At 62.9% G+C, this 18,805-nt stretch carries 20 protein-coding genes; 11 read left to right on the forward strand and 9 right to left on the reverse strand.

All coding sequences use genetic code 11. From position 1 onward, the window contains the following. The first annotated feature begins 31 nt into the window (after nucleotides 1-31). Both BUQ73_RS07135 and greB read left to right on the forward strand, forming a co-directional pair. A complete protein-coding gene (locus BUQ73_RS07135) occupies nucleotides 32-340 on the forward strand; it encodes a hypothetical protein (RefSeq protein WP_079227215.1) in 309 nt (102 codons plus the stop codon). An 11-nt stretch (nucleotides 341-351) separates the two neighbouring features. After that, nucleotides 352-825 carry a transcription elongation factor GreB gene (gene greB, locus BUQ73_RS07140; RefSeq protein WP_079227216.1) on the forward strand — a complete coding sequence of 158 codons (474 nt, stop codon included), beginning with the start codon at nucleotides 352-354 and terminating at the stop codon, nucleotides 823-825. A 58-nt stretch (nucleotides 826-883) separates the two neighbouring features. Here the strand turns inward: greB and BUQ73_RS07145 are convergent, their stop codons facing one another. Beyond that, nucleotides 884-3,391, reverse strand: coding sequence for an ABC transporter permease (locus tag BUQ73_RS07145; RefSeq protein WP_079227217.1), 2,508 nt, complete (start codon nucleotides 3,389-3,391; stop codon nucleotides 884-886). Then, nucleotides 3,391-4,074: an ABC transporter ATP-binding protein gene (locus BUQ73_RS07150; protein ID WP_079227218.1), complete on the reverse strand. Its 684-nt coding sequence runs from the start codon at nucleotides 4,072-4,074 to the stop codon at nucleotides 3,391-3,393. The genes BUQ73_RS07145 and BUQ73_RS07150 overlap by 1 nt, the downstream gene beginning before the upstream one ends. A 10-nt stretch (nucleotides 4,075-4,084) precedes the next feature. Here BUQ73_RS07150 and BUQ73_RS07155 point away from each other — a divergent pair, with 10 nt between their 5' ends. From BUQ73_RS07155 to BUQ73_RS07165, 3 genes are all read left to right on the forward strand, one after another. After that, on the forward strand, nucleotides 4,085-4,690 hold the full coding sequence (locus tag BUQ73_RS07155) for an arylesterase (protein WP_079227219.1): 606 nt from the start codon (nucleotides 4,085-4,087) through the stop codon (nucleotides 4,688-4,690). Nucleotides 4,691-4,748: 58 nt separating this feature from the next. Continuing rightward, a complete protein-coding gene (locus BUQ73_RS07160; RefSeq protein ID WP_079227220.1) occupies nucleotides 4,749-5,030 on the forward strand; it encodes a hypothetical protein in 282 nt (93 codons plus the stop codon). A gap of 131 nt (nucleotides 5,031-5,161) precedes the next feature. Then, entirely contained in the window at nucleotides 5,162-6,139 is a 978-nt protein-coding gene (locus tag BUQ73_RS07165) for a L,D-transpeptidase family protein (RefSeq protein WP_079227221.1), read from the forward strand. 137 nt (nucleotides 6,140-6,276) lie between these two features. Here the strand turns inward: BUQ73_RS07165 and oprI are convergent, their stop codons facing one another. Then, nucleotides 6,277-6,528 (reverse strand): outer membrane lipoprotei OprI, encoded by a 252-nt coding sequence (gene oprI, locus BUQ73_RS07170; RefSeq protein WP_003259780.1) that lies wholly within the window; start codon nucleotides 6,526-6,528, stop codon nucleotides 6,277-6,279. A gap of 509 nt (nucleotides 6,529-7,037) precedes the next feature. On the opposite strand from oprI, the gene BUQ73_RS07175 reads away from it, so the two are divergent. Beyond that, a complete protein-coding gene (locus BUQ73_RS07175) occupies nucleotides 7,038-7,319 on the forward strand; it encodes a GNAT family N-acetyltransferase (protein ID WP_027919638.1) in 282 nt (93 codons plus the stop codon). An 80-nt stretch (nucleotides 7,320-7,399) separates the two neighbouring features. On the opposite strand, the gene BUQ73_RS07180 is transcribed toward BUQ73_RS07175, so the two are convergent. Beyond that, entirely contained in the window at nucleotides 7,400-8,476 is a 1,077-nt protein-coding gene (locus tag BUQ73_RS07180; protein WP_027919639.1) for a 3-deoxy-7-phosphoheptulonate synthase, read from the reverse strand. Between the two features lie 201 nt (nucleotides 8,477-8,677). On the opposite strand from BUQ73_RS07180, the gene BUQ73_RS07185 reads away from it, so the two are divergent. The 3 genes from BUQ73_RS07185 (at nucleotide 8,678) to cysB (ending at nucleotide 11,331) form a co-directional block, all read left to right on the forward strand. After that, on the forward strand, nucleotides 8,678-9,625 hold the full coding sequence (locus BUQ73_RS07185; RefSeq protein ID WP_079227222.1) for a putative 2-dehydropantoate 2-reductase: 948 nt from the start codon (nucleotides 8,678-8,680) through the stop codon (nucleotides 9,623-9,625). Between the two features lie 104 nt (nucleotides 9,626-9,729). Continuing rightward, complete coding sequence (locus BUQ73_RS07190) at nucleotides 9,730-10,227, forward strand: universal stress protein (RefSeq protein ID WP_079227223.1); 498 nt, start codon at nucleotides 9,730-9,732, stop codon at nucleotides 10,225-10,227. Nucleotides 10,228-10,356: 129 nt separating this feature from the next. After that, nucleotides 10,357-11,331: an HTH-type transcriptional regulator CysB gene (gene cysB, locus BUQ73_RS07195; protein WP_027919642.1), complete on the forward strand. Its 975-nt coding sequence runs from the start codon at nucleotides 10,357-10,359 to the stop codon at nucleotides 11,329-11,331. Between the two features lie 67 nt (nucleotides 11,332-11,398). Here cysB and BUQ73_RS07200 read toward each other — a convergent pair whose 3' ends face one another. From BUQ73_RS07200 to BUQ73_RS07220, 5 genes are all read right to left on the reverse strand, one after another. Further along, nucleotides 11,399-12,133, reverse strand: coding sequence for a phosphoadenylyl-sulfate reductase (locus BUQ73_RS07200; RefSeq protein ID WP_079227224.1), 735 nt, complete (start codon nucleotides 12,131-12,133; stop codon nucleotides 11,399-11,401). A 115-nt stretch (nucleotides 12,134-12,248) separates the two neighbouring features. Further along, nucleotides 12,249-13,592, reverse strand: coding sequence for an aminodeoxychorismate synthase component I (gene pabB / locus BUQ73_RS07205; protein WP_079227225.1), 1,344 nt, complete (start codon nucleotides 13,590-13,592; stop codon nucleotides 12,249-12,251). A 230-nt stretch (nucleotides 13,593-13,822) separates the two neighbouring features. Further along, complete coding sequence (locus tag BUQ73_RS07210) at nucleotides 13,823-14,803, reverse strand: alpha-L-glutamate ligase-like protein (protein WP_079227226.1); 981 nt, start codon at nucleotides 14,801-14,803, stop codon at nucleotides 13,823-13,825. Beyond that, nucleotides 14,803-16,338, reverse strand: a complete 1,536-nt coding sequence (locus tag BUQ73_RS07215; protein ID WP_027919646.1) for an inactive transglutaminase family protein — start codon at nucleotides 16,336-16,338, stop codon at nucleotides 14,803-14,805. The genes BUQ73_RS07210 and BUQ73_RS07215 overlap by 1 nt, the downstream gene beginning before the upstream one ends. A gap of 5 nt (nucleotides 16,339-16,343) precedes the next feature. Then, nucleotides 16,344-16,880 (reverse strand): ATP-dependent zinc protease, encoded by a 537-nt coding sequence (locus BUQ73_RS07220; RefSeq protein ID WP_027919647.1) that lies wholly within the window; start codon nucleotides 16,878-16,880, stop codon nucleotides 16,344-16,346. Between the two features lie 300 nt (nucleotides 16,881-17,180). On the opposite strand from BUQ73_RS07220, the gene BUQ73_RS07225 reads away from it, so the two are divergent. Next, the gene (locus tag BUQ73_RS07225; protein WP_060483893.1) at nucleotides 17,181-17,897 is read left to right on the forward strand and encodes a GntR family transcriptional regulator; all 717 of its coding nucleotides are present in this window, start codon (nucleotides 17,181-17,183) and stop codon (nucleotides 17,895-17,897) included. Further along, nucleotides 17,894-18,784: a methylisocitrate lyase gene (gene prpB / locus BUQ73_RS07230; RefSeq protein ID WP_027919649.1), complete on the forward strand. Its 891-nt coding sequence runs from the start codon at nucleotides 17,894-17,896 to the stop codon at nucleotides 18,782-18,784. The genes BUQ73_RS07225 and prpB overlap by 4 nt, the downstream gene beginning before the upstream one ends. The last annotated feature ends 21 nt before the right edge of the window (nucleotides 18,785-18,805 follow it).

Consider the following 18,805-nt stretch of genomic DNA (forward strand, 5'->3'; position numbering starts at 1 on the left):
CAGCGGGATTCGCGAGGCGGAGAGAAACTCCATGAGTTGCCCACGTACCAGTGTCTGTTTGAGCCCACTGCCTGCAAGCCAGGCTTCCCGCACACCGCGCATTCTGCTCGGTGGCCAGCATCAGCCCACTCTTTTGCGTCATCTTGAAGGCTTGTCGCGCCGCAAGGGGCAGGCCCGCGCCTTTCTCATCCAGTTCGCCGAAGATACCTGCCGCCTGGAACAGTTCGGCACTGACCGCTTCGACCTGGCAGTGATCCAGGCGCCAGTCGGCGAAGACGCGGCCGAAGTCATTGGCCAGCTTACCCGTATCGCGCGCCAGGGCCTGATCACTCGACGCTGAGGAGCGCGCTGTTGAGCACCAACATCATCACCACGGAAGGTCACGAGGCCCTTAAGAAGGAACTGGACCATCTGTGGCGGGTGTATCGCCCGGAAATTACCCAGAAGGTGACCTGGGCCGCTTCGCTTGGCGACCGCAGCGAGAATGCCGACTACCAATACAACAAGAAGCTGCTGCGCGAGATCGACCGCCGGGTCCGCTATCTGCGCAAGCGCCTTGAAGATGTGAAGGTGGTCGCCTATTCGCCGGAGCAGGAAGGCAAGGTGTTCTTCGGCGCCTGGGTCGAGATCGAGAACGATGACGGCGAGACCATGAAATTTCGCATTGTCGGGTATGACGAGATCTATGGCCGTAACGACTACATCTCGATCGACTCGCCGATGGCCCGGGCCCTGCTCAAGAAGCAGGAGGGTGATGAGGTGGTGGTGAATACACCAACCGGTCAAGCGACCTGGTATGTGAACAGCATCCACTACGGGCAATGACTGGATATTGCCCGTACTGGCCTCATTGCCGGCAATGAGGCCAGTATAGCGGTCGGTATCAACTCTCCCGCAGAACCGCCAAAGGGCTGGCATTCAGCGCGCGTCGCGTTCCCACTACACCAGCCCCGCCCACCAGCAGCGCCCCTACCAGCGGCAACACCAGCAACCACGGGTGCGGGCTCCACTGCAGGTCGAATGCAAAGCGATACAGCACCAGTGTGATCAGCTCGCAGCCCAGCGCCGCCAGGGCGCCACTGGCCGCCCCCAGCAAGCCGAATTCGATGCGCCGGGCCCTGACCAGCAAAGGCCGCGCAGCCCCCAATGCGCGCAGCAAGGCGCCTTGGCGAATCCGCTCGTCCAGTGTCGCCTGCAACCCGGCGAACAACACCGCAAGCCCCGCTGCCAGCACGAACAGCAATACATACTCGACCGCCAGGGTGACCTGGGCGAGGATGCTGCGTAGCTGTTCGAGCAGGGCATCGACCTGCAAGATGGTCACAGCCGGGAAAGCCCGCGACAGTGCAACCACGTCCAGGTCATGGCCTGGAGCCAGGTAGAAGCTGGTCAGGTAGGTGACTGGCAGCCCTTGCAGGGTGCCCGGCTGGAAGATCATGTAGAAGTTTGGCTGGAAGCTGTCCCAGTGCACGCTGCGCAGGCTGCTGACCCGTGCCTGGCGCTGCTCGCCGCCGATGTCGAAGGTCAGCAGGTCGCCCAGCTTCAGCTTGAGGCTGGCGGCCAACTCGGCCTCGACCGACACGCCGGGGATTTCATTGCTGGCAGGCAACGCTTGCCACCAGTTGCCCGCGCTCAGCGAGTTGCCCTCAGGCAGGTCGGCGGCCCAGGTCAGGCTGAGGTCGCGTTGCACCGCTCGCTCGCCGGCGGAATCCTTGCTGACGATTTGTTGCACCGGTTGATCGTTGATCTGAATCAGCCGGCCGGGCGTTACCGGGTAGAGCGGTGCCGAGCTGGCATTCACCTCGTGCAGGCGCTGGGCGAACGGTTCGCGGTCAGCGGGCAGGATATTCAGGGCAAAGTGGTTAGGCGCGTCCTTTGGCAGCTGTGCCTGCCAGGTGTCGAGCAGCTCTGCCCGTAGCAGTGCAACCAGGGCCATGGCCAGCAGGATCAGGCCGAAGGCCAGGGCTTGCCCGGCCGCTGCCATCGGGTGGCGCAGCAGCTGGCCAAGCCCCAGGCGCCAGGTCAGCGGTGCGCCGGCGAGTGCCTTGCGCAGGCTTTGCAGGCCGAGCAACAGCAGCCCGCCCAACAGCAGTGCAGCGATCAAACCGCCGCCCAGCAGGGCGAAAGTCAGTAACAGGTCAAGGCTCAGGCGCCACATGATCAGGCCCAGCGCGAGCAGGGCGGCGCCATAGACCAACCAACTGCTCGGGGGCACGGGTAGCAGATCGCGGCGCAGTACGCGCAGCGGTGGCACCTGGCCCAGAGCCGCGAGCGGCGGCAAGGCAAAACCGGCCAGGGCCACCAGGCCGGTGGCGACGCCGGCCACTGCGGGAAAAATGCCCCCGGCCGGCACCACGCTGGGTAGCAGGCCGTGCAGCAGGCGGAACAGCCCCAGTTGCGCCAGCCAGCCGAGCAGGGCGCCGGCCAGGGCGGCGACCAGGCCGAGCAGCGCCAGTTGCAGGCAGTACAAGCCCAGCGCCTGGTGCCGCGACAGCCCCAGGCAGCGCAGCAGGGCGCTCGCGTCCAGGCGGCGCGCAGCGTAGCGGCTGGCCGACAGCGCCACGGCCACGCCTGCCAGCAGCACTGCGACCAGGCTGGCCATGTTCAGGTAGCGCTCGGCTTTGCCCAAAGCGCCGCCGATCTGCCGGTTGCCATCGCGGGTGTCGAGCAGGCGCTGGCTGGCGGCGAGGTGTTTTTCCACGGCCTTGCGATATTGCCCGAGGGCTTCGGCATCGCCGCGCCACAGGTCACGGTAGGAAACCCGGCTGCCGGGCTGGATGACCCCGGTGGCCTGCAGGTCAGCCAGGTTCATCATCACGCGGGGAGTCAGGCTGTAGAAGTTGTTGGCACGGTCCGGCTCGTAGGTCAGCACGCGGCTCATGCGCAAGGTTTTCATGCCGACGTCGATGCTGTCGCCGACCTTCAGCCCCAGGGCTGCGAGCAGGCGCGGTTCGACCCAGGCCTCGCCAGGTGCCGGGCCGCCGCCTGGGGTTTCTTCGGTATAAGGTGCGGCGGCGCTGCGCACCTGGCCGCGCAGCGGGTAGGCACCGTCCACCGCCTTGATGCTCGATAGCTGGATGCCGGCATCGCCACCCACCACGCTGGTGAACTCCACGACCTGGGCGTGCCGCAGCCCCAGGGCCAGACCACTGCTGAGCTGCTCGTCACGGGCCGGTGCGCTGCCTTGCAGTACCAGGTCGGCGCCGAGGAATTCACTGGCACGCAGCTGCATCGCGCCATTCAGGCGGGCGCCGAAATAGCCGATCGCGGTACTTGCGGCAACCGCCACCAGCAGGGCAAAGAACAGTACGCGCACTTCGCTGGCGCGCAGGTCGCGCAGCAGCTGGCGCAAGGCCAGGCCGCACAGGCGGGACAGCGGCATATGCTTCATCAGGCCTCCACCGGTGCCACCAGGCGGCCGGCTTCCAGGCGGATCTGGCGCCGGCAGCGGCGGGCCAGGCGCTCATCATGGGTGACCAGCACCAGGGTGGTGCCGCGTTCCTTGTTCAATTCGAACAGCAGGTCGCTGATGCGCTCGCCGGTGTGGCTGTCGAGGTTGCCGGTGGGTTCGTCGGCGAACAGCACTGCCGGTTGTGCGGCGAAGGCGCGGGCGATGGCGACTCGTTGCTGCTCACCACCGGAAAGCTGCCGCGGAGTGTGGGTCAGGCGCTTGCCCAGGCCGACCCGCTCAAGCAGGGTACGGGCGTGCTCGCGGGCGTCGCGGCGCCCGTCCAGTTCCAACGGCAGCATCACGTTCTCCAGGGCGTTGAGGCTGTCGAGCAGCTGGAACGACTGGAAGACGAAGCCGACATGCTCGGCACGCACCCTGGCGCGCTGGTCCTCGTCCAGTGGGCCGAGGTCGTGCCCGGCGAGGATGACCTGGCCGGCACTGGGGCGGTCGAGGCCGGCGAGCAGGCCGAGGAGGGTCGACTTGCCCGAGCCCGAGGCGCCGACGATGGCCAGGCTGTCGCCCTGGGCCAGGTCGAGGGAGAGGGCATGCAGGATGGTCAGGTCACCTTCCGCACTAGGGACCACTTTGCTAAGGTTCTGAGCAACGAGAATGCTGGGGCCCATGGAGAATCCAATGCGAGTGTGGTGGTTGAGTGCCGGTCTGGCCCTGTATTGCCTGGCCCAGAGCGCGGCAGCGGGAACACTGCTGGTTGTCGGCGATAGTATCAGCGCCGGTGCTGGCCTGGATATCCGCCAGGGTTGGGTCTCTCTGTTGCAGACCCGGCTCAAGGACGAAGGTTTCGACGATCAGGTGGTCAATGCATCGATCAGTGGTGACACCAGTGCAGGTGGCCAGGCACGGCTACCGGCGCTGCTTGCAGCGCACAAGCCGAACCTGGTGGTGCTGGAGCTTGGGGGCAACGACGGCCTGCGCGGGCAGCCGCCACAGCAATTGCAACAAAATCTTGCCTCGATGATCGAGAGTGCCCGCCAGGCAGGCGCCAAGGTCGTGTTGCTGGGCATGCGCCTGCCGCCGAACTATGGCGTGCGTTACAACACTGCCTTCGCCAACGTCTACCAACAGCTGGCAATGGAAAAGCAGGTGGCGCTGGTGCCGTTTTTCCTCGAGGGGGTTGGCGGTGTGCCGGAGATGATGCAGGCCGATGGCATCCATCCGGCGCAAGGGGCCCAGCAGCGTTTGCTGGAAAATGCCTGGCCGGTGATAAAACCCTTGCTGTGACGCTTTAAACGGGGGCGGCTTTCGGCTAATGTTGCGCCCCCCGTTTCGAGAGCCCCCGATGCCGCGCCCTGCCTGGTCCTTGTTTGCATATCAACTGATCGAGCCCGATGAGCAGCTCGACCTGTTCGCTTGCCAGGAAATCCGCGTCCACCTTGTGGCCCGTCAGCTCGAACTCGGCGTGCCGGTCGACCGTACCTTGTGCGGCGGCCTGCTGCCTGCGCAACCGCGTTGGTCCGGTGTGCCCCGCACCATCTACCGTGACGGGCGCCTGTGCAACCTTTGTCGGGCGATTCTAGACGCTCAGCGCCGCGGCATGCGGCCGGTCTGGCCCGAGCTTTGAGGTAAACTTGCGGCGCGCAACTGCGCGCACCTTTCATCATCTGAAACGCTTGTAAGGCGCCAATGCCTCCCGCTTGCAGCGAGGCGGGTGTACAATCGTGCTTCTTGACCACCTTTCGAAGGATTTACCGGATGTTGCCGCGCTTTCCCGCCGTCACCCGTTGCCTGTCCCTGGCCGCCCTGCTGGTAGCGGGTCCCGCTGTTGCGCTGGAACTGCCATTGCCACCACCCGGTGAAGACGTCGTTGGCCAAGTCCAGACGATCAAGGCCAAGTACGAAGACACCTTCGCCGACATCGGCACCGCCAACGACCTCGGCTACCTGGAAATGATCGCCGCCAACCCGGGCGTCGACCCGTGGCTGCCAGGTGCCGGCACCGAGATCATCCTGCCGACCCGCTACATCCTGCCGCCGGGGCCGCGTGAAGGCATCGTCATCAACCTGGCCGAGTACCGCATGTACTACTACCCGAAAGGGCAGAACGTGGTGCACACCTTCCCACTGGGTATCGGCCGTGAGGGCTGGGGTTCGCCTGTCGCGATGACCAAGATCACCGCGAAGACTCCGAATCCGACCTGGACGCCTCCCGCATCCATTCGTGCCGAGCACGCCGCAGACGGTGACATCCTGCCGACCGTCGTACCTGCCGGCCCGGACAACCCGCTTGGGCCGTTCAAGTTCACCCTGGGTGTACCGGGCTACCTGATCCACGGTTCGAACAAGAAGTTCGGTATCGGCATGCGCACCAGCCATGGCTGTTTCCGCATGCTCAACAACAACGTGCTGGAACTGTCGAAGATGGTTCCGGTTGGGACGCCAGTGCGCATCATCAACGAGCCTTACAAGTTCGGCATCAGTGGTGGCAAGGTTTATCTGGAAGCGCACACGCCGCTTGATGATCACGGCAACCCTTCTGTGGTCGACAAGCATACGGCGGTCATCAATGCCTTGCTCAAGCGTGAAGACCTGGCCAACAACCTGCGCATGAACTGGGACATGGTGCGTGATGTGGTAGCTGCGGAAGACGGTATGCCAGTGGAGATTGCCGTGCCCGTCAATAACCAGGGTGCCGCGCCAATGGTTTCGAGCATTCCGCCCGAACTGCAGTAACGCGTTTGCAACACCCCGGGGCCCGCTCAGGTAACAGCCTGCTGCGGGCCTCTTCGTTTTCGGGGGAGGGCTTTCGTCCAGGCAATAAAAAAGCCGACCCACAAGTGGGTCGGCTTCATAACAATCCGTGAGGATTATTACTTGCGGCTGGCTTTGTCCAGCATACGCAGAGCGCGCTCGTTGGCTTCGTCAGCGGTCTGCTGAGCCTTCTGAGCGGCTGCCAGAGCGTCGTCAGCCTTACGGTAGGCTTCGTCTGCACGGGCTTGAGCGCGAGCTGCTGCGTCTTCAGTCGCAGTCAGACGAGCTTCGGTTTCTTTGGATACGCTGCTGCAACCGGTAGCCAGAACTGCGGCCAGAGCCAGAGCAGAGAATTTCAGAACGTTGTTCATCGTGTTCCCCTTCAAGGACTTTCTATTAAATAGCCATCTCTCGGAAAAGAGAAACTGGCCGGCGTACATAGTACCCATTACTTGTAGTAAGTAAACTGACAGAGCGCAAGAACTGCAAAAAAAATGTTGCCAGGGGTGATGCCGACAAGATTTGCGGGGGGATTGTGAAAAAACCGTGTAGCGGGCGCAAGCGATTGTAGTACAGGAACTTTTTTGTTGAACTAACGGTGACTTTAACTGTCCTTCAGCGTCTTAAGCACAACAACATCCGGTTGCTGTTGCGGGGCATGCCAGGGGCAGGTTCCGGTGCGGGTTCCTGCTACTTTTTAACGCTAGCCACCTTGAGCAATCCTGCCCTCGGCGCCTACTATTTGGGAGTGCCCGGCCCGGTCGAACGATTGCCGTCGGCTTATGGTCCAAGGGGCAAGAGGTGGCGTAGAGGTTCCTCCGCCGGATAAACCACATCGGTTAAGGTAAAGGGCTGCCAGAAAGGCCTGCGAGGAGTAGTGATGAGTGAAACGCTGACCATCCACCATGACCAGGCCGGTCATCAGTTCGAAACCAACGTGGACGGTCATCGTGCCTACCTGACGTACATGGACCTGGGCAAGCAGACGCTGGATATCTATCGCACTTTCGTGCCCAACGCCCTGCGTGGCCGCGGGATCGCAGCAGCGCTGACCGAGAAGGCCCTCGAGTACGCCGACCAGATGGGTTATACGGTGATCCCTTCCTGCTCGTACGTGGAGCGCTACATGGAGCGTCAGCAGCGCCACTCGAGCAAGGCTTGAACTTGTAAAAAGCGGGGCCGTTTCGCGCCCCTTCGCAGCATTGCCTGCGAAGGGGCGCGAAACGGCCCCGCTTTTTTGTATCAGCCGCGCTTGCGCTGTGGCAGCACATCCTTGAGCTTGGCGTGCATGCTGCGCAGGGTGTTTTCGGTGGCCGACCAGTCGATGCAGGCATCGGTAATCGACACGCCGTACTGCAGTTCTTCGAGGTTTTTCGGGATCGACTGGCAACCCCAGTTCAGGTGGCTTTCGACCATCAGGCCGATGATCGACTGGTTGCCTTCGAGGATCTGGTTGGCGACGTTCTCCATCACCAGCGGCTGCAGGGCCGGGTCCTTGTTGGAGTTGGCGTGGCTGCAGTCGACCATGATGTTGGCCTTGATCTTGGCCTTGGCCAGGTCCTGTTCGCATAGAGCGACACTGACCGAATCGTAGTTTGGCTTGCCGTTGCCGCCGCGCAGTACCACGTGGCCATACGGGTTGCCTTTGGTGGTGACGATCGATACGCCGCCTTCCTGGTTGATGCCGAGGAAGCGGTGCGGCTTGGACACCGACTGCAGGGCGTTGATGGCCACGGTCAGGCCGCCATCGGTGCCGTTCTTGAAGCCGACTGCCGAAGACAGGCCCGAGGCCATTTCGCGGTGAGTCTGCGATTCGGTGGTGCGGGCGCCGATGGCCGACCAGCTGATCAGGTCCTGCAGGTACTGCGGGGAGATCGGGTCGAGCGCTTCGGTGGCGGTCGGCAGGCCCATTTCGGCCAGGTCCAGCAGCAGTTGGCGGCCGATGTGCAGGCCATCCTGAATCTTGAACGAGTCATCCAGGTACGGGTCGTTGATCAGGCCTTTCCAGCCAACGGTGGTGCGTGGCTTTTCAAAGTACACACGCATGACCAGGTACAGCGTATCGGACACTTCTTCGGCCAGCACCTTGAGGCGCTCGGCGTATTCGTGGGCGGCCTTGATGTCATGGATGGAGCAGGGGCCGACCACCACGAACAGGCGATGGTCCTTGCCGTCGAGGATATTGCGCACCACTTCGCGGCCGGCAGTAACGGTCTGCAGGGCCTTGGCGCTGAGGGGGATTTCCTTCTTGAGCTGATCGGGGGTGATCAAGGTCTCGTTGGAGGCAACGTTAAGGTCGTCGATCGGTAAATCAGCCATCGTGTTACTCGTCAGGTCACGGGTGCCGGCCGCCAGCAATCCCCGTGCGGCCCAGCAGCAATAATGTTCGCAGCGGGGAGCCGAACCTTAGCGCGTTACAGGGGGCGCGACAATGGGATTTGGCGCGTGTTGGCACACTTGTGTATGCCTGGCTGGCCGTGAAGGTGTAAAAAAGCGGTTCAACCTGACCAGGAGATTTACATGGCTGCTCGCAACCCACGTATTGGCATCATCGGTAGCGGTGCTATCGGTGGCTTCTATGGACTGATGCTGGCGCGCGCCGGTTTCGATGTGCATTTCCTGTTGCGCAGCGAATATGACGTGGTGCGCGAGCAGGGCCTGAAGCTTGAGCATGCCGTGCATGGCGAGTTGCAGATACCGGTCAATGCCTACGCCAGCGCTGCCGACATGCCGCCCTGTGACTGGCTGCTGGTGGGTGCCAAGTCCACCAGCAATGCCGAGCTCGCACCGCTGATTGTCCAGGCCGCCGCTGCCGATGCCAAGGTGGTGCTGTTGCAGAATGGCCTCGGCGTGGAGGAGCAGTTAAGGGCCGTCTTGCCGGCCAATCTGCACCTGCTTGGCGGCCTGTGTTTCATCTGCGTCAATCGCCAGGCCCCCGGGGTGATTCGCCATCAGGCGCTGGGGGCGGTCAACCTCGGCTATCACAGCGGGCCAGCCGAAGCGGGCGGTGCGCAGATCGTCGAAGCCGGCGCCGAACTGTTCCGCGCTGCTGGCATCGACTCTCAGGCCATGGCCAATCTGGGTGAGGCCCGCTGGCAGAAGCTGGTGTGGAACGTGCCCTACAACGGCCTTTCGGTGTTGCTGGGGGCCAGTACCACGCCGCTGATGGCCGACGCCGACAGCCGTGAACTGATCCAGGCACTGATGGCTGAAGTGGTGCAGGGCGCCGCCGCGTGCGGGCATGAACTGCCGGCGGGCTACGCCGAGCACCTGTTCCGCATGACCGAGCAGATGCCCGATTACTGGCCGAGCATGTACCACGACCATGCCCAGCAACGCCCGCTGGAGCTGCAGGCGATCTATGCCGAGCCACTTGCGCGTGCGCAGGCGGCCGGTTGCAGCCTGCCGCGGATGCAGATGTTGCACCAGGCGCTGGCCTTCATCGATCGCGCCAACCGAGCCGGCTAACTCCTCTGCAGGCCGCGGCAGCAGTGCGCCGGACGGCAAAGCGCGTGTCTGGTGCGCTGCTAAGCTGAAGCTTGCTCTGCCGCAACGGCAGTCGAGGAGGTCGAATGATCCGCTCCATGCTGTACGCCACCGACCTCGGTGTCTATGCACCTTTTGTCATGCAGCACGCCCTGACCCTGGCTCGCGCCTTCAGCGCAGAGCTCTATGTGATTCACGCGGTCGAGCCCATGGGGCAGTTCGCCGAGTCCCTGCTGCAGAGTTACCTCGATGAGCAGACGCTGGATGAATTGCACAGCGAAGGCGTCAATACGGTGATGGCCAACATCGAACAGCGGGTGTTGGAAAACTTTCGTGACGAATTGGGCGAGGACGCAGACCTGGCACTGATCAAGGCGGTGCGGGTGCGTCAGGGTGATCCCGCCCAGGTCATCCTCGAGCAGGCGCAGCGGCTGAGCGTCGACCTGCTGATTTTCGGCAGCCACACTGCCGGCGCCGGGGTGGATGTGCCGATCGGGCGAACGGCGGTGCGCCTGCTGCAGCTGTCGCCGGTGCCGGTGTACATGGTGCCGCTCTCGCAGCACCTCGGGCGTAGGAAAACGTGAAGCTGGCAGTAGGCTATCTCGGAGGCGCGTGTAACAAAATAGTTCTAGTTTTATTTCGAGAACCACTAATATAGTTATATCTCGTCGCTGCCTGCTGCCGCTGACTTACCGCCGATTCGAGGGAAACCTATGAAGCTTCAACAACTGCGCTACATCTGGGAAGTAGCGCACCATGACCTCAACGTCTCCGCGACGGCGCAGAGTCTGTACACCTCCCAGCCGGGGATCAGCAAGCAGATCCGCCTGCTCGAAGACGAACTGGGTGTTGAAGTCTTTGCCCGAAGCGGCAAGCACCTGACCCGCGTTACCCCGGCTGGCGAGCGGATCATCAATACCGCTGGCGAGATCCTGCGCAAGGTCGAGAGCATCAAGCAGATCGCCCAGGAGTTCTCCAACGAGAAGAAGGGCACGCTGTCTATCGCCACCACCCACACCCAGGCTCGCTATGCGCTGCCACCGGTGATCAGCAGCTTCATCAAGCAGTACCCGGAAGTGGCCCTGCACATGCATCAGGGTTCGCCCATGCAGATCGCGGAAATGGCCGCCGACGGCACAGTCGATTTCGCCATCGCCACCGAGGCGCTGGAGCTGTTCGGCGACCTGATCATGATGCCGTGCTACAAGTGGAACCGTTGCGTGGTGGTGCCGCAAGGCCACCCGCTGACCAAGCTGCCGAAGCTGACCCTGGAAGCGGTTGCTGAATACCCGATCGTTACCTACGTGTTCGGCTTCACTGGCCGCTCTAAGCTGGACGAGGCCTTCAACCACCGTGGCCTGACGCCGAAAGTGGTGTTCACCGCCGCTGACGCCGACGTGATCAAGACTTATGTACGCCTGGGGCTGGGCGTGGGCATCGTGGCCAAGATGGCGGTCGACTCCAAGCTCGACAGCGACCTGGTGGCCCTGGATGCCAGTGAATTGTTCGAAGCCAGCATCACCAAGATCGGCTTCCGCCGTGGCACCTTCCTGCGAGGTTTCATGTGCGATTTCATCGAGAAGTTCGCACCGCACCTGACCCGTGAAGTGATGGCCAAGGCCATCCAGTGCCACAACAAGCAAGAGCTTGAAGAGCTGTTTGAAGGCGTCGAGCTGCCGGTGCATTGAGTGCAGCAACCCTGATGTACAGGTAAAGAAAAACCGGCCCTTGGGCCGGTTTTTCTTTACCTGCGGATCAGACCTTGCTGATCAGGTTGCCGGCGTGCAGCCCGCACTCCTTTTGGGTCGACTCTTCCCACCACCAGCGGCCTTCACGTTCGTGCTGGTTCGGCAGTACCGGGCGCGTGCAAGGTTCGCAGCCGATGCTGATGAAGCCGCGTTCATGCAGGCTGTTGTACGGCAGCTCGAGCATGCGGATGTAACCCCAGACTTCCTCGCTGGTCATCTGCGCCAGCGGGTTGAACTTGTAAAGGGTGCGCTCGGGCGTAGAGAAGGCGCCGTCGATTTCCAGCGCTGCCACCTGGCTGCGGGTGCCCGGGCTCTGGTCGCGACGTTGGCCGGTAGCCCAGGCGCTGACGGTGGCGAGCTTGCGCCGCAGTGGTTCGATCTTGCGGATACCGCAGCACTCACCGTGGCCGTCCTTGTAGAAGCTGAACAGGCCTTTTTCCTTGACGAACGGGTCGAGCTTGGCGCGGTCCGGGCTGAGGATTTCGATCGGCAGGTTGTAATGCTCGCGCACCTGGTCGATGAAACGGTAGGTCTCCGGGTGCAGGCGGCCAGTATCAAGGCTGAACACCTTGACCTGCTTGTTCAGCTTCCAGGCCATGTCGACCAGCACCACATCCTCGGCGCCGCTGAAGGAGATCCACAGGTCATCGCCAAAGTGCTCGAAGGCCAGCTTGAGGATGTCTTGCGGGGACTTGTTGGCATAGGTCGCGGCCAGGGCGGCGACGTCGAAGGGTTGGCTCATCAGGCGGTTTCCATCTTGGCTGTGGCGCTGTGCGCTCGTAATGGGGTGATGGTAACAAAAAATGGCGGAGTAGACGGGCTGATATCGGTGTCGCCCACAAAGCAGGCGACGCCGATCACAAGCCTTGCAAGGTCTCCATCAGCACCCGCACCTTGGCAATCGACTCTTCGTATTCAGCCTGCCAGTTCGAGTCGGCCACCACCGCGCCACCGCCCCAGCAACTGACCTGGCCATCCTTGACCAGCAGGCTGCGAATGGCGATGGAGCTGTCCATTTCGCCGCGCACGTCCACATACAGCAAAGAGCCGCAGTACAGCGCGCGGCGGGCAGGTTCCAGCTCGTCGATGATCTGCATGGCACGGATCTTCGGTGCACCGGTGATCGAGCCGCCGGGGAAACTGTCGCCGATCAGGTCCAGGGCGTCCTTGTCGCGGGCCAGCTGGCCAGTGATGCTGCTGACCAGATGGTGGACGTTGGGGTAGCTTTCCAGGCTGAACAGCTCTGGCACCTTCACCGAACCAATCTCGCAGGTGCGCCCCAGGTCGTTGCGTAGCAAGTCGACGATCATCAGGTTTTCCGAGCGGTCCTTGGGGCTGTGGCGCAGCTCTTCGGCATTGCGTGCGTCTTCGGCCGGGTCGGCCGAGCGCGGGCGGGTGCCCTTGATCGGGCGGGTTTCCACCTGGCCCTGGCTGACGCGGATGAAGCGCTCTGGCGAGAAGCTCAGCAGCGCGCTGCCGTCAGCCAGTTGCTGGTAGCCGGAGAACGGCGTCGGGCAGGCTTGGCGCAGGGCTTGGTAGGCGTGCCACGGGTCGCCCTGGCAAGGCGCGCGGAAGCGCTGGGTGAGGTTGATCTGGTAACAGTCGCCGGCCTGGATGTAGCGTTGTACCTGGTCGAAGGCGGCCTTGTACTGCGCCGGTTGCAAGTCGCCTTGCATGGGGGCGAGCAAGTGGAAGTCGCCGCAGCTCGAATTGTCGACAGATTCAAACAGGCTGATCAGGCGCTCGCGCTCATCATTGGCCAGGCTGGGGTGGAACACCAGCTGACTGGTACCAAGCTGGTGATCGCTGACCATCGCCCAGGCATACAGGCCCAGTTGCGCGTCGGGCAAACTCAGGTCGTCGCTCGACAGGTTGGGCAGCTGTTCCAGGCGTCGGCCGAAGTCATAGCTCAAGTAGCCAATCAGGCCGCCGGTAAAGGGTAGCTCGATGCCGGTGGGCAGCTGTGCTTCACCCAGTTGTGCAAGGCTGGCGCGCAGGCGTTGGAGGAAGGCGCGGCCGTCCTCGTCGGGCTGGGCCTGCAGGTGTTGCACGGGCCAGGCGCTGAGCAGGTCGAAGCGGCCACGCTCTGCGCCGGGGCGGGCACTGTCGAGCAGGATTGCGCCGGGGGCCTGGCGCAGGCGGGCGAAATAGGCAGCGGGAGCGGGCTGGTAGGGCAGGGGGTGGAGCGTACAGGTCGGCATCAGTGTGGACGGCGATGTAAAAGCGAGGAGGGCGATTGTAGACTTGTGTAGGAAAAGCGCCTAGCACTCGGCGCGACATTAAACATTGTCTGGGGCCGCTTTGCGGCCCTTTCCGACCGGTCCGGCGCCCCGGCAAGGCCGCTCCTACAGGGAGACGCGAAAACCTGTAGGAGCGGCCTTGCCGGGGCGCCGGACCGGTCGGAAAGGGCTGTGCAGCAGCCCCAAGGGGCTTAGCGCGGATGCACGTGCCCGAACAGGTTCTGGGTCACCCTCACTCGCTGTTCGGCATCCTCGGTGATCCCTTCCTTGGCCAGTGCCTCGATATGCGCTTCGATGGCATGGGTGCGCTGGGTCAGCCCGGTGTCATTGGCGATCTGGATGTTCAGGCCAGGCCGGGCGTTGAGTTCGAGAATCAGCGGTCCCTTGTCCTGGTCCAGCACCATGTCCACGCCGATGTAGCCCAGCCCGCACAGCTCGTAGCAGCCGGCGGCCAGTTTCATGAAACCGTCCCAGTTCGGCAGCTGCACGCCGTCCACCGCGTTGGTGGTGTCCGGGTGCTTGCTGATGATGTTGTTCAGCCAGGTGCCGCGCAGGGTCACGCCGGTGGCCAGGTCCACACCGACGCCGATGGCGCCCTGGTGCAGGTTGGCCTTGCCGCCGGACTGACGGGTCGGCAGGCGCAGCATGGCCATTACCGGGTAGCCCATCAGCACGATGATGCGAATGTCCGGCACGCCTTCGTAGCTGATGCTCTTGAAGATCTGGTCCGGGGTTACCCGGTACTCGATCAGCGCGCGGTCGCGGTGGCCGCCGAGCGAGTACAGCCCGGTGAGGATGCTCGACACCTGGTGCTCGATTTCCTCATGGCTGATGATCTTGCCCGACACGGTGCGGTAGCGGTCCTCGAAACGGTCGGCGATCACCAGGATGCCGTCACCGCCGGCGCCTTGCGCCGGCTTGATGACGAAGTCGTTGCGCCCGCCGATGATCTCGTGAAGCTTTTCGATCTGCTTCTCGGTCTCGATGATGCCGTACATCTCCGGCACATGGATGCCGGCGGCCAGGGCGCGCTCCTTGGTGATGATCTTGTCGTCGACGATCGGGTACAGGCTGCGCTTGTTGTACTTCAGCACATAGTCCGCGTTACGGCGGTTGATCCCCATGATGCCCCGGGCCTCCAGGGCTTTCCACGTCTTGATCAGGCCAAACATCAGGCGTCAGCCTTCTTCAGGAATGCCTTGAAGCGCACCAGCTCGGTCAGGCGGTAGCCGCGGTAGCGGCCCATCGCCAGCATGAAGCCCACCAGGATCAGCAGCACGGCCGGGAAGGTGAAGACGAAGTACACCAGCTCCGGCACCATCATAAGCAGGTGTGCCAGGGAGGCGGCGAACAGGGTGCCGATCGCCACTTTCATGGCATGGCCACCGCCGCGCTCTTCCCAGGTGATCGACAGGCGTTCGATGGTCATGGTCAGGATCACCATCGGGAACAGCGCCACCGACAGGCCGCGCTCCAGGCCCAGCTTGTGGCTGAACAGGCTGATGGCGGCAATCAATACCACGACGAAGGTCAGCACCACCGACAGGCGCGGCAGCATCTGCAGCTTCAGGTGTTCCAGGTACGAGCGTAGCGACAGGCCCAGTGCGGTGATCACCGTGAACAGCACGATGCCAAAGCCCAGCTGGGTCTCGCGGAAGGCCAGGGCGATCAGTACTGGGGTGAAGGTACCCAGGGTCTGGATGCCGATCAGGTTGCGCAGGATCAGGATCACCAGCACGCCGATCGGGATCATCACCATGATCATGAAGGTCTGCTGGGTCTGCAGCGGCAAGCCGTACAGCGAGTATTCGAGGAAGTCGGCGTCGGTGTTCTCGTCGGTCAGCTTCGCCAGGCGGATGGCGTTCATCTCGCTGTTGTTCATGCTGAAGGTGACGTTGGCCTTCTTGCCGCCATCGACGGTGATCAGGTTGTCGTCACCAGTCCACCACAGCAGGCGGTCGGCCGGCAGGCCCTGTTCGCCAGTGTCCGGGTTGAAGTACAGCCAGTCGTTGCCGTTGAAGCTGCGCAGCCACAGTTCAGGCGTTTGCGGGGTGTCGGCGACCAGGCGAATGGTGTGGACCTTTTCCATCGGCACGTGGGCGATCGACAGCAGCAGGTCGATGACCTGGGCCTTCTTCATCGGCGAGGTGTCGCCGGCCAGCAGTAGCTTGACGTTGTCGTCGTTGAGGTTGTTGACCCGCTTGATGGTCTCGCTGACAAAGGTCTCGACGTCGGCCGAGTGCTGGCGGATCGGTGCCATCAGGGCTTCGGCGGCGATTTTCTCCGGGCCGTCGATGGCCAGGCTGTCACGGAAGGTAGGGCCCTTGATGGCAGACTTTTCGTTGCTGTAGCGCTTGGTCAGCACCAGGCGGTAGTACAGGGTCTGGTTACCGCTGACGCGGCGCGCCGACCAGGTCACCTTGCGGTTGCCATCGGCACGGTTGACGCTCACCCCATAGTTGTTGGAGATGAAGCTCTCGTTGAGGCTGACGTAGTCACGGTTCAACGGTGGCACGAACATCTGGATCTTGACCGGGTCTTTGGAGCTGGCGACGAACTCGACCTTGGCGTCGATGTTCCACAGGTCGTCGGTTTCGTCTTCGGTCACCGGGATGCCGAGCACGAAGATCTGATAGGCCGTGACCGCCACGCCGAGCAACACCAGCACGGTGATCAGGACTTTCAGATGGAGGGTAAGAGAGCGCATCGGGATTACTCTGCTTTGGGAGCGTCGGTGGCACAGGCAGGTTTGCCGGCCGCGTATTTAAGGCTTGGGTCGACCAGCGCGTCGAAGTGCTTGAGCGCCTCGGAGCCGATCAGCAGCGGGAACTGGAAGGCGCTGCGGTCGGTGAGGTTGACTTCGATGGTGCGCCGGGCCTGGCCCATGCAGATTTCGAGTTCGATGACCGGGCGGGCGGTGTAGGCCTTGCCGGATTCCGCATCATAGTCGCCGGCGCGGCGCTTGATCTTGCTCACGCGTGCCAGGGGGCGTTCGATGGGGTGCGAATGGGCGGCGTCGATGGCCAGATAAAAGCGCACCCAGCTTTCGCCGTTGCGCTTGAAACGCTTGATGTCGCGGGCGCTGAGCGACGCGGTCTTGGCGCCGGTGTCGAGCTTGGCGGCCACTTCCAGGTCAAGGTCGCCGAGCCGGGCGTATTCGTTCAGACCGTACACGGTCTTGCCCGCCGCCTGGCCAAGGGCCGGCAGCAAGGTGAGGCATAACAGCAATAATACGGGTGTAAGTCTCATAATCCTGGCGCGGTGCTGAGCTGTGCAGGGTTCGGGGGCAAAGGTGACTGGCAACGACTGCGCAAGCTTCCTCGTTCATCTGTCAACAACATGAATTGATGACAAATACACTATCCATACTCCGTTGGAGGCGCGGCATTCTATCACGCCGACGTCTTGACGCCAGCGTGCCGCGATCTGACAACGCCATCACTGGGTAAGTTCGTTCTTAGACGATTGTCGACAATATTGATTTTGTCTTTGACTGCGAGCCTCTGATTCGCTAGTTTCTGCTCAAGCGATTAGCAAGGTGTCGACAATATGCTGGACCTCACCACCCCGAGCCCGGCCGAGGCAGACGAAACGGAAACCTTGTCCGAGAATGTCTTCCGGCGCATCCAGGCGGCAATCGTCAAGGGCGACATCGCCCCGGGCAGCAAGATCTCGGAACCTGAGCTGGCGCGCACCTATGGCATCAGCCGCGGCCCGTTGCGCGAGGCCATTCATCGGCTGGAGGGTCAGCGCCTGCTGGTGCGCGTGCCGCATGTCGGGGCGCGGGTGGTGTCGCTCAACCATGCCGAGTTGATCGAGCTGTACGAGATTCGCGAATCGCTGGAAGGCATGGCCTGCCGCCTTGCGGCCGAGCGCATGAGCCAGGCCGACATCGACGAGCTGCGCCGGGTGCTCGATACCCACGAGCGCGATGCCGCGTTCCAGGCCGGGCTGGGCTATTACCAGCAGGAAGGCGACTACGACTTCCACTACCGGATCATCCAGGGAAGCGGCAACCAGACCCTGGTCAAGATGCTCTGCGGCGAGCTGTACCAGCTGGTGCGCATGTACCGTATCCAGTTTTCCGCCACACCCAACCGGCCGCGCCAGGCCTTTGCCGAACACCACCGCATTCTCGATGCCATCGCCGACCGTGACGGCGAGCTGGCCGAACTCCTGATGCGCCGCCACATCGGCGCGTCCAAGCGCAACATCGAGCGTCACTACCTGGACGCCAACAACAACAGCCCACGAGGTGAGAAATGACTGTGAAGAGCACCCCCGGTCAGCGTTTCCGCGACGCCGTTGCCGCCGAACACCCCCTGCAAGTGGTCGGCGCGATCAACGCCAACCATGCACTGCTGGCCAAGCGTGCCGGTTTCAAGGCCATCTACCTGTCCGGTGGCGGTGTTGCCGCGGGCTCCCTGGGCCTGCCTGACCTGGGCATCAGTGGCCTGGATGACGTGCTGACCGATGTGCGCCGCATCACCGACGTCTGCGATGTGCCCTTGCTGGTGGATGTCGACACCGGTTTCGGCGCGTCGGCCTTCAACGTCGCCCGCACCGTGCGCTCGATGTGCAAGTTCGGCGCTGCGGCCATCCATATCGAGGACCAGGTCGGTGCCAAGCGCTGCGGCCATCGCCCGAACAAGGAAATCGTCACCCAGCAGGAGATGGTCGACCGTATCAAGGCCGCAGTGGATGCCCGCACCGATGACAGCTTCGTCATCATGGCGCGCACCGACGCCCTGGCGGTGGAAGGCCTGAACGCTGCCCTGGACCGGGCTGCCGCGTGCATCGAGGCTGGCGCCGACATGATCTTCCCGGAAGCCATCACCGAACTTTCGATGTACAAGACCTTCGCCGACCGGGTGCAGGCACCTATCCTGGCCAATATCACCGAGTTCGGCGCCACGCCGCTGTACACCACCGAAGAACTGGCCTCGGTCGATGTGTCGCTGGTGCTGTACCCGCTGTCGGCGTTCCGCGCCATGAACAAGGCCGCGGAGAACGTCTATACCGCACTGCGCCGCGACGGCACGCAGAAGAACGTGATCGACACCATGCAGACCCGCATGGAGCTCTACGATGCCATTGGTTACCACGCCTTCGAGCAAAGCCTCGACGCGTTGTTTGCCCAGAAGAAAGGTTGAATGTGTGCTGGCTTCTTCGCG

This window comes from Pseudomonas putida (assembly GCF_002025705.1).
In the GTDB taxonomy this organism is placed as follows: domain Bacteria; phylum Pseudomonadota; class Gammaproteobacteria; order Pseudomonadales; family Pseudomonadaceae; genus Aquipseudomonas; species Aquipseudomonas putida_J.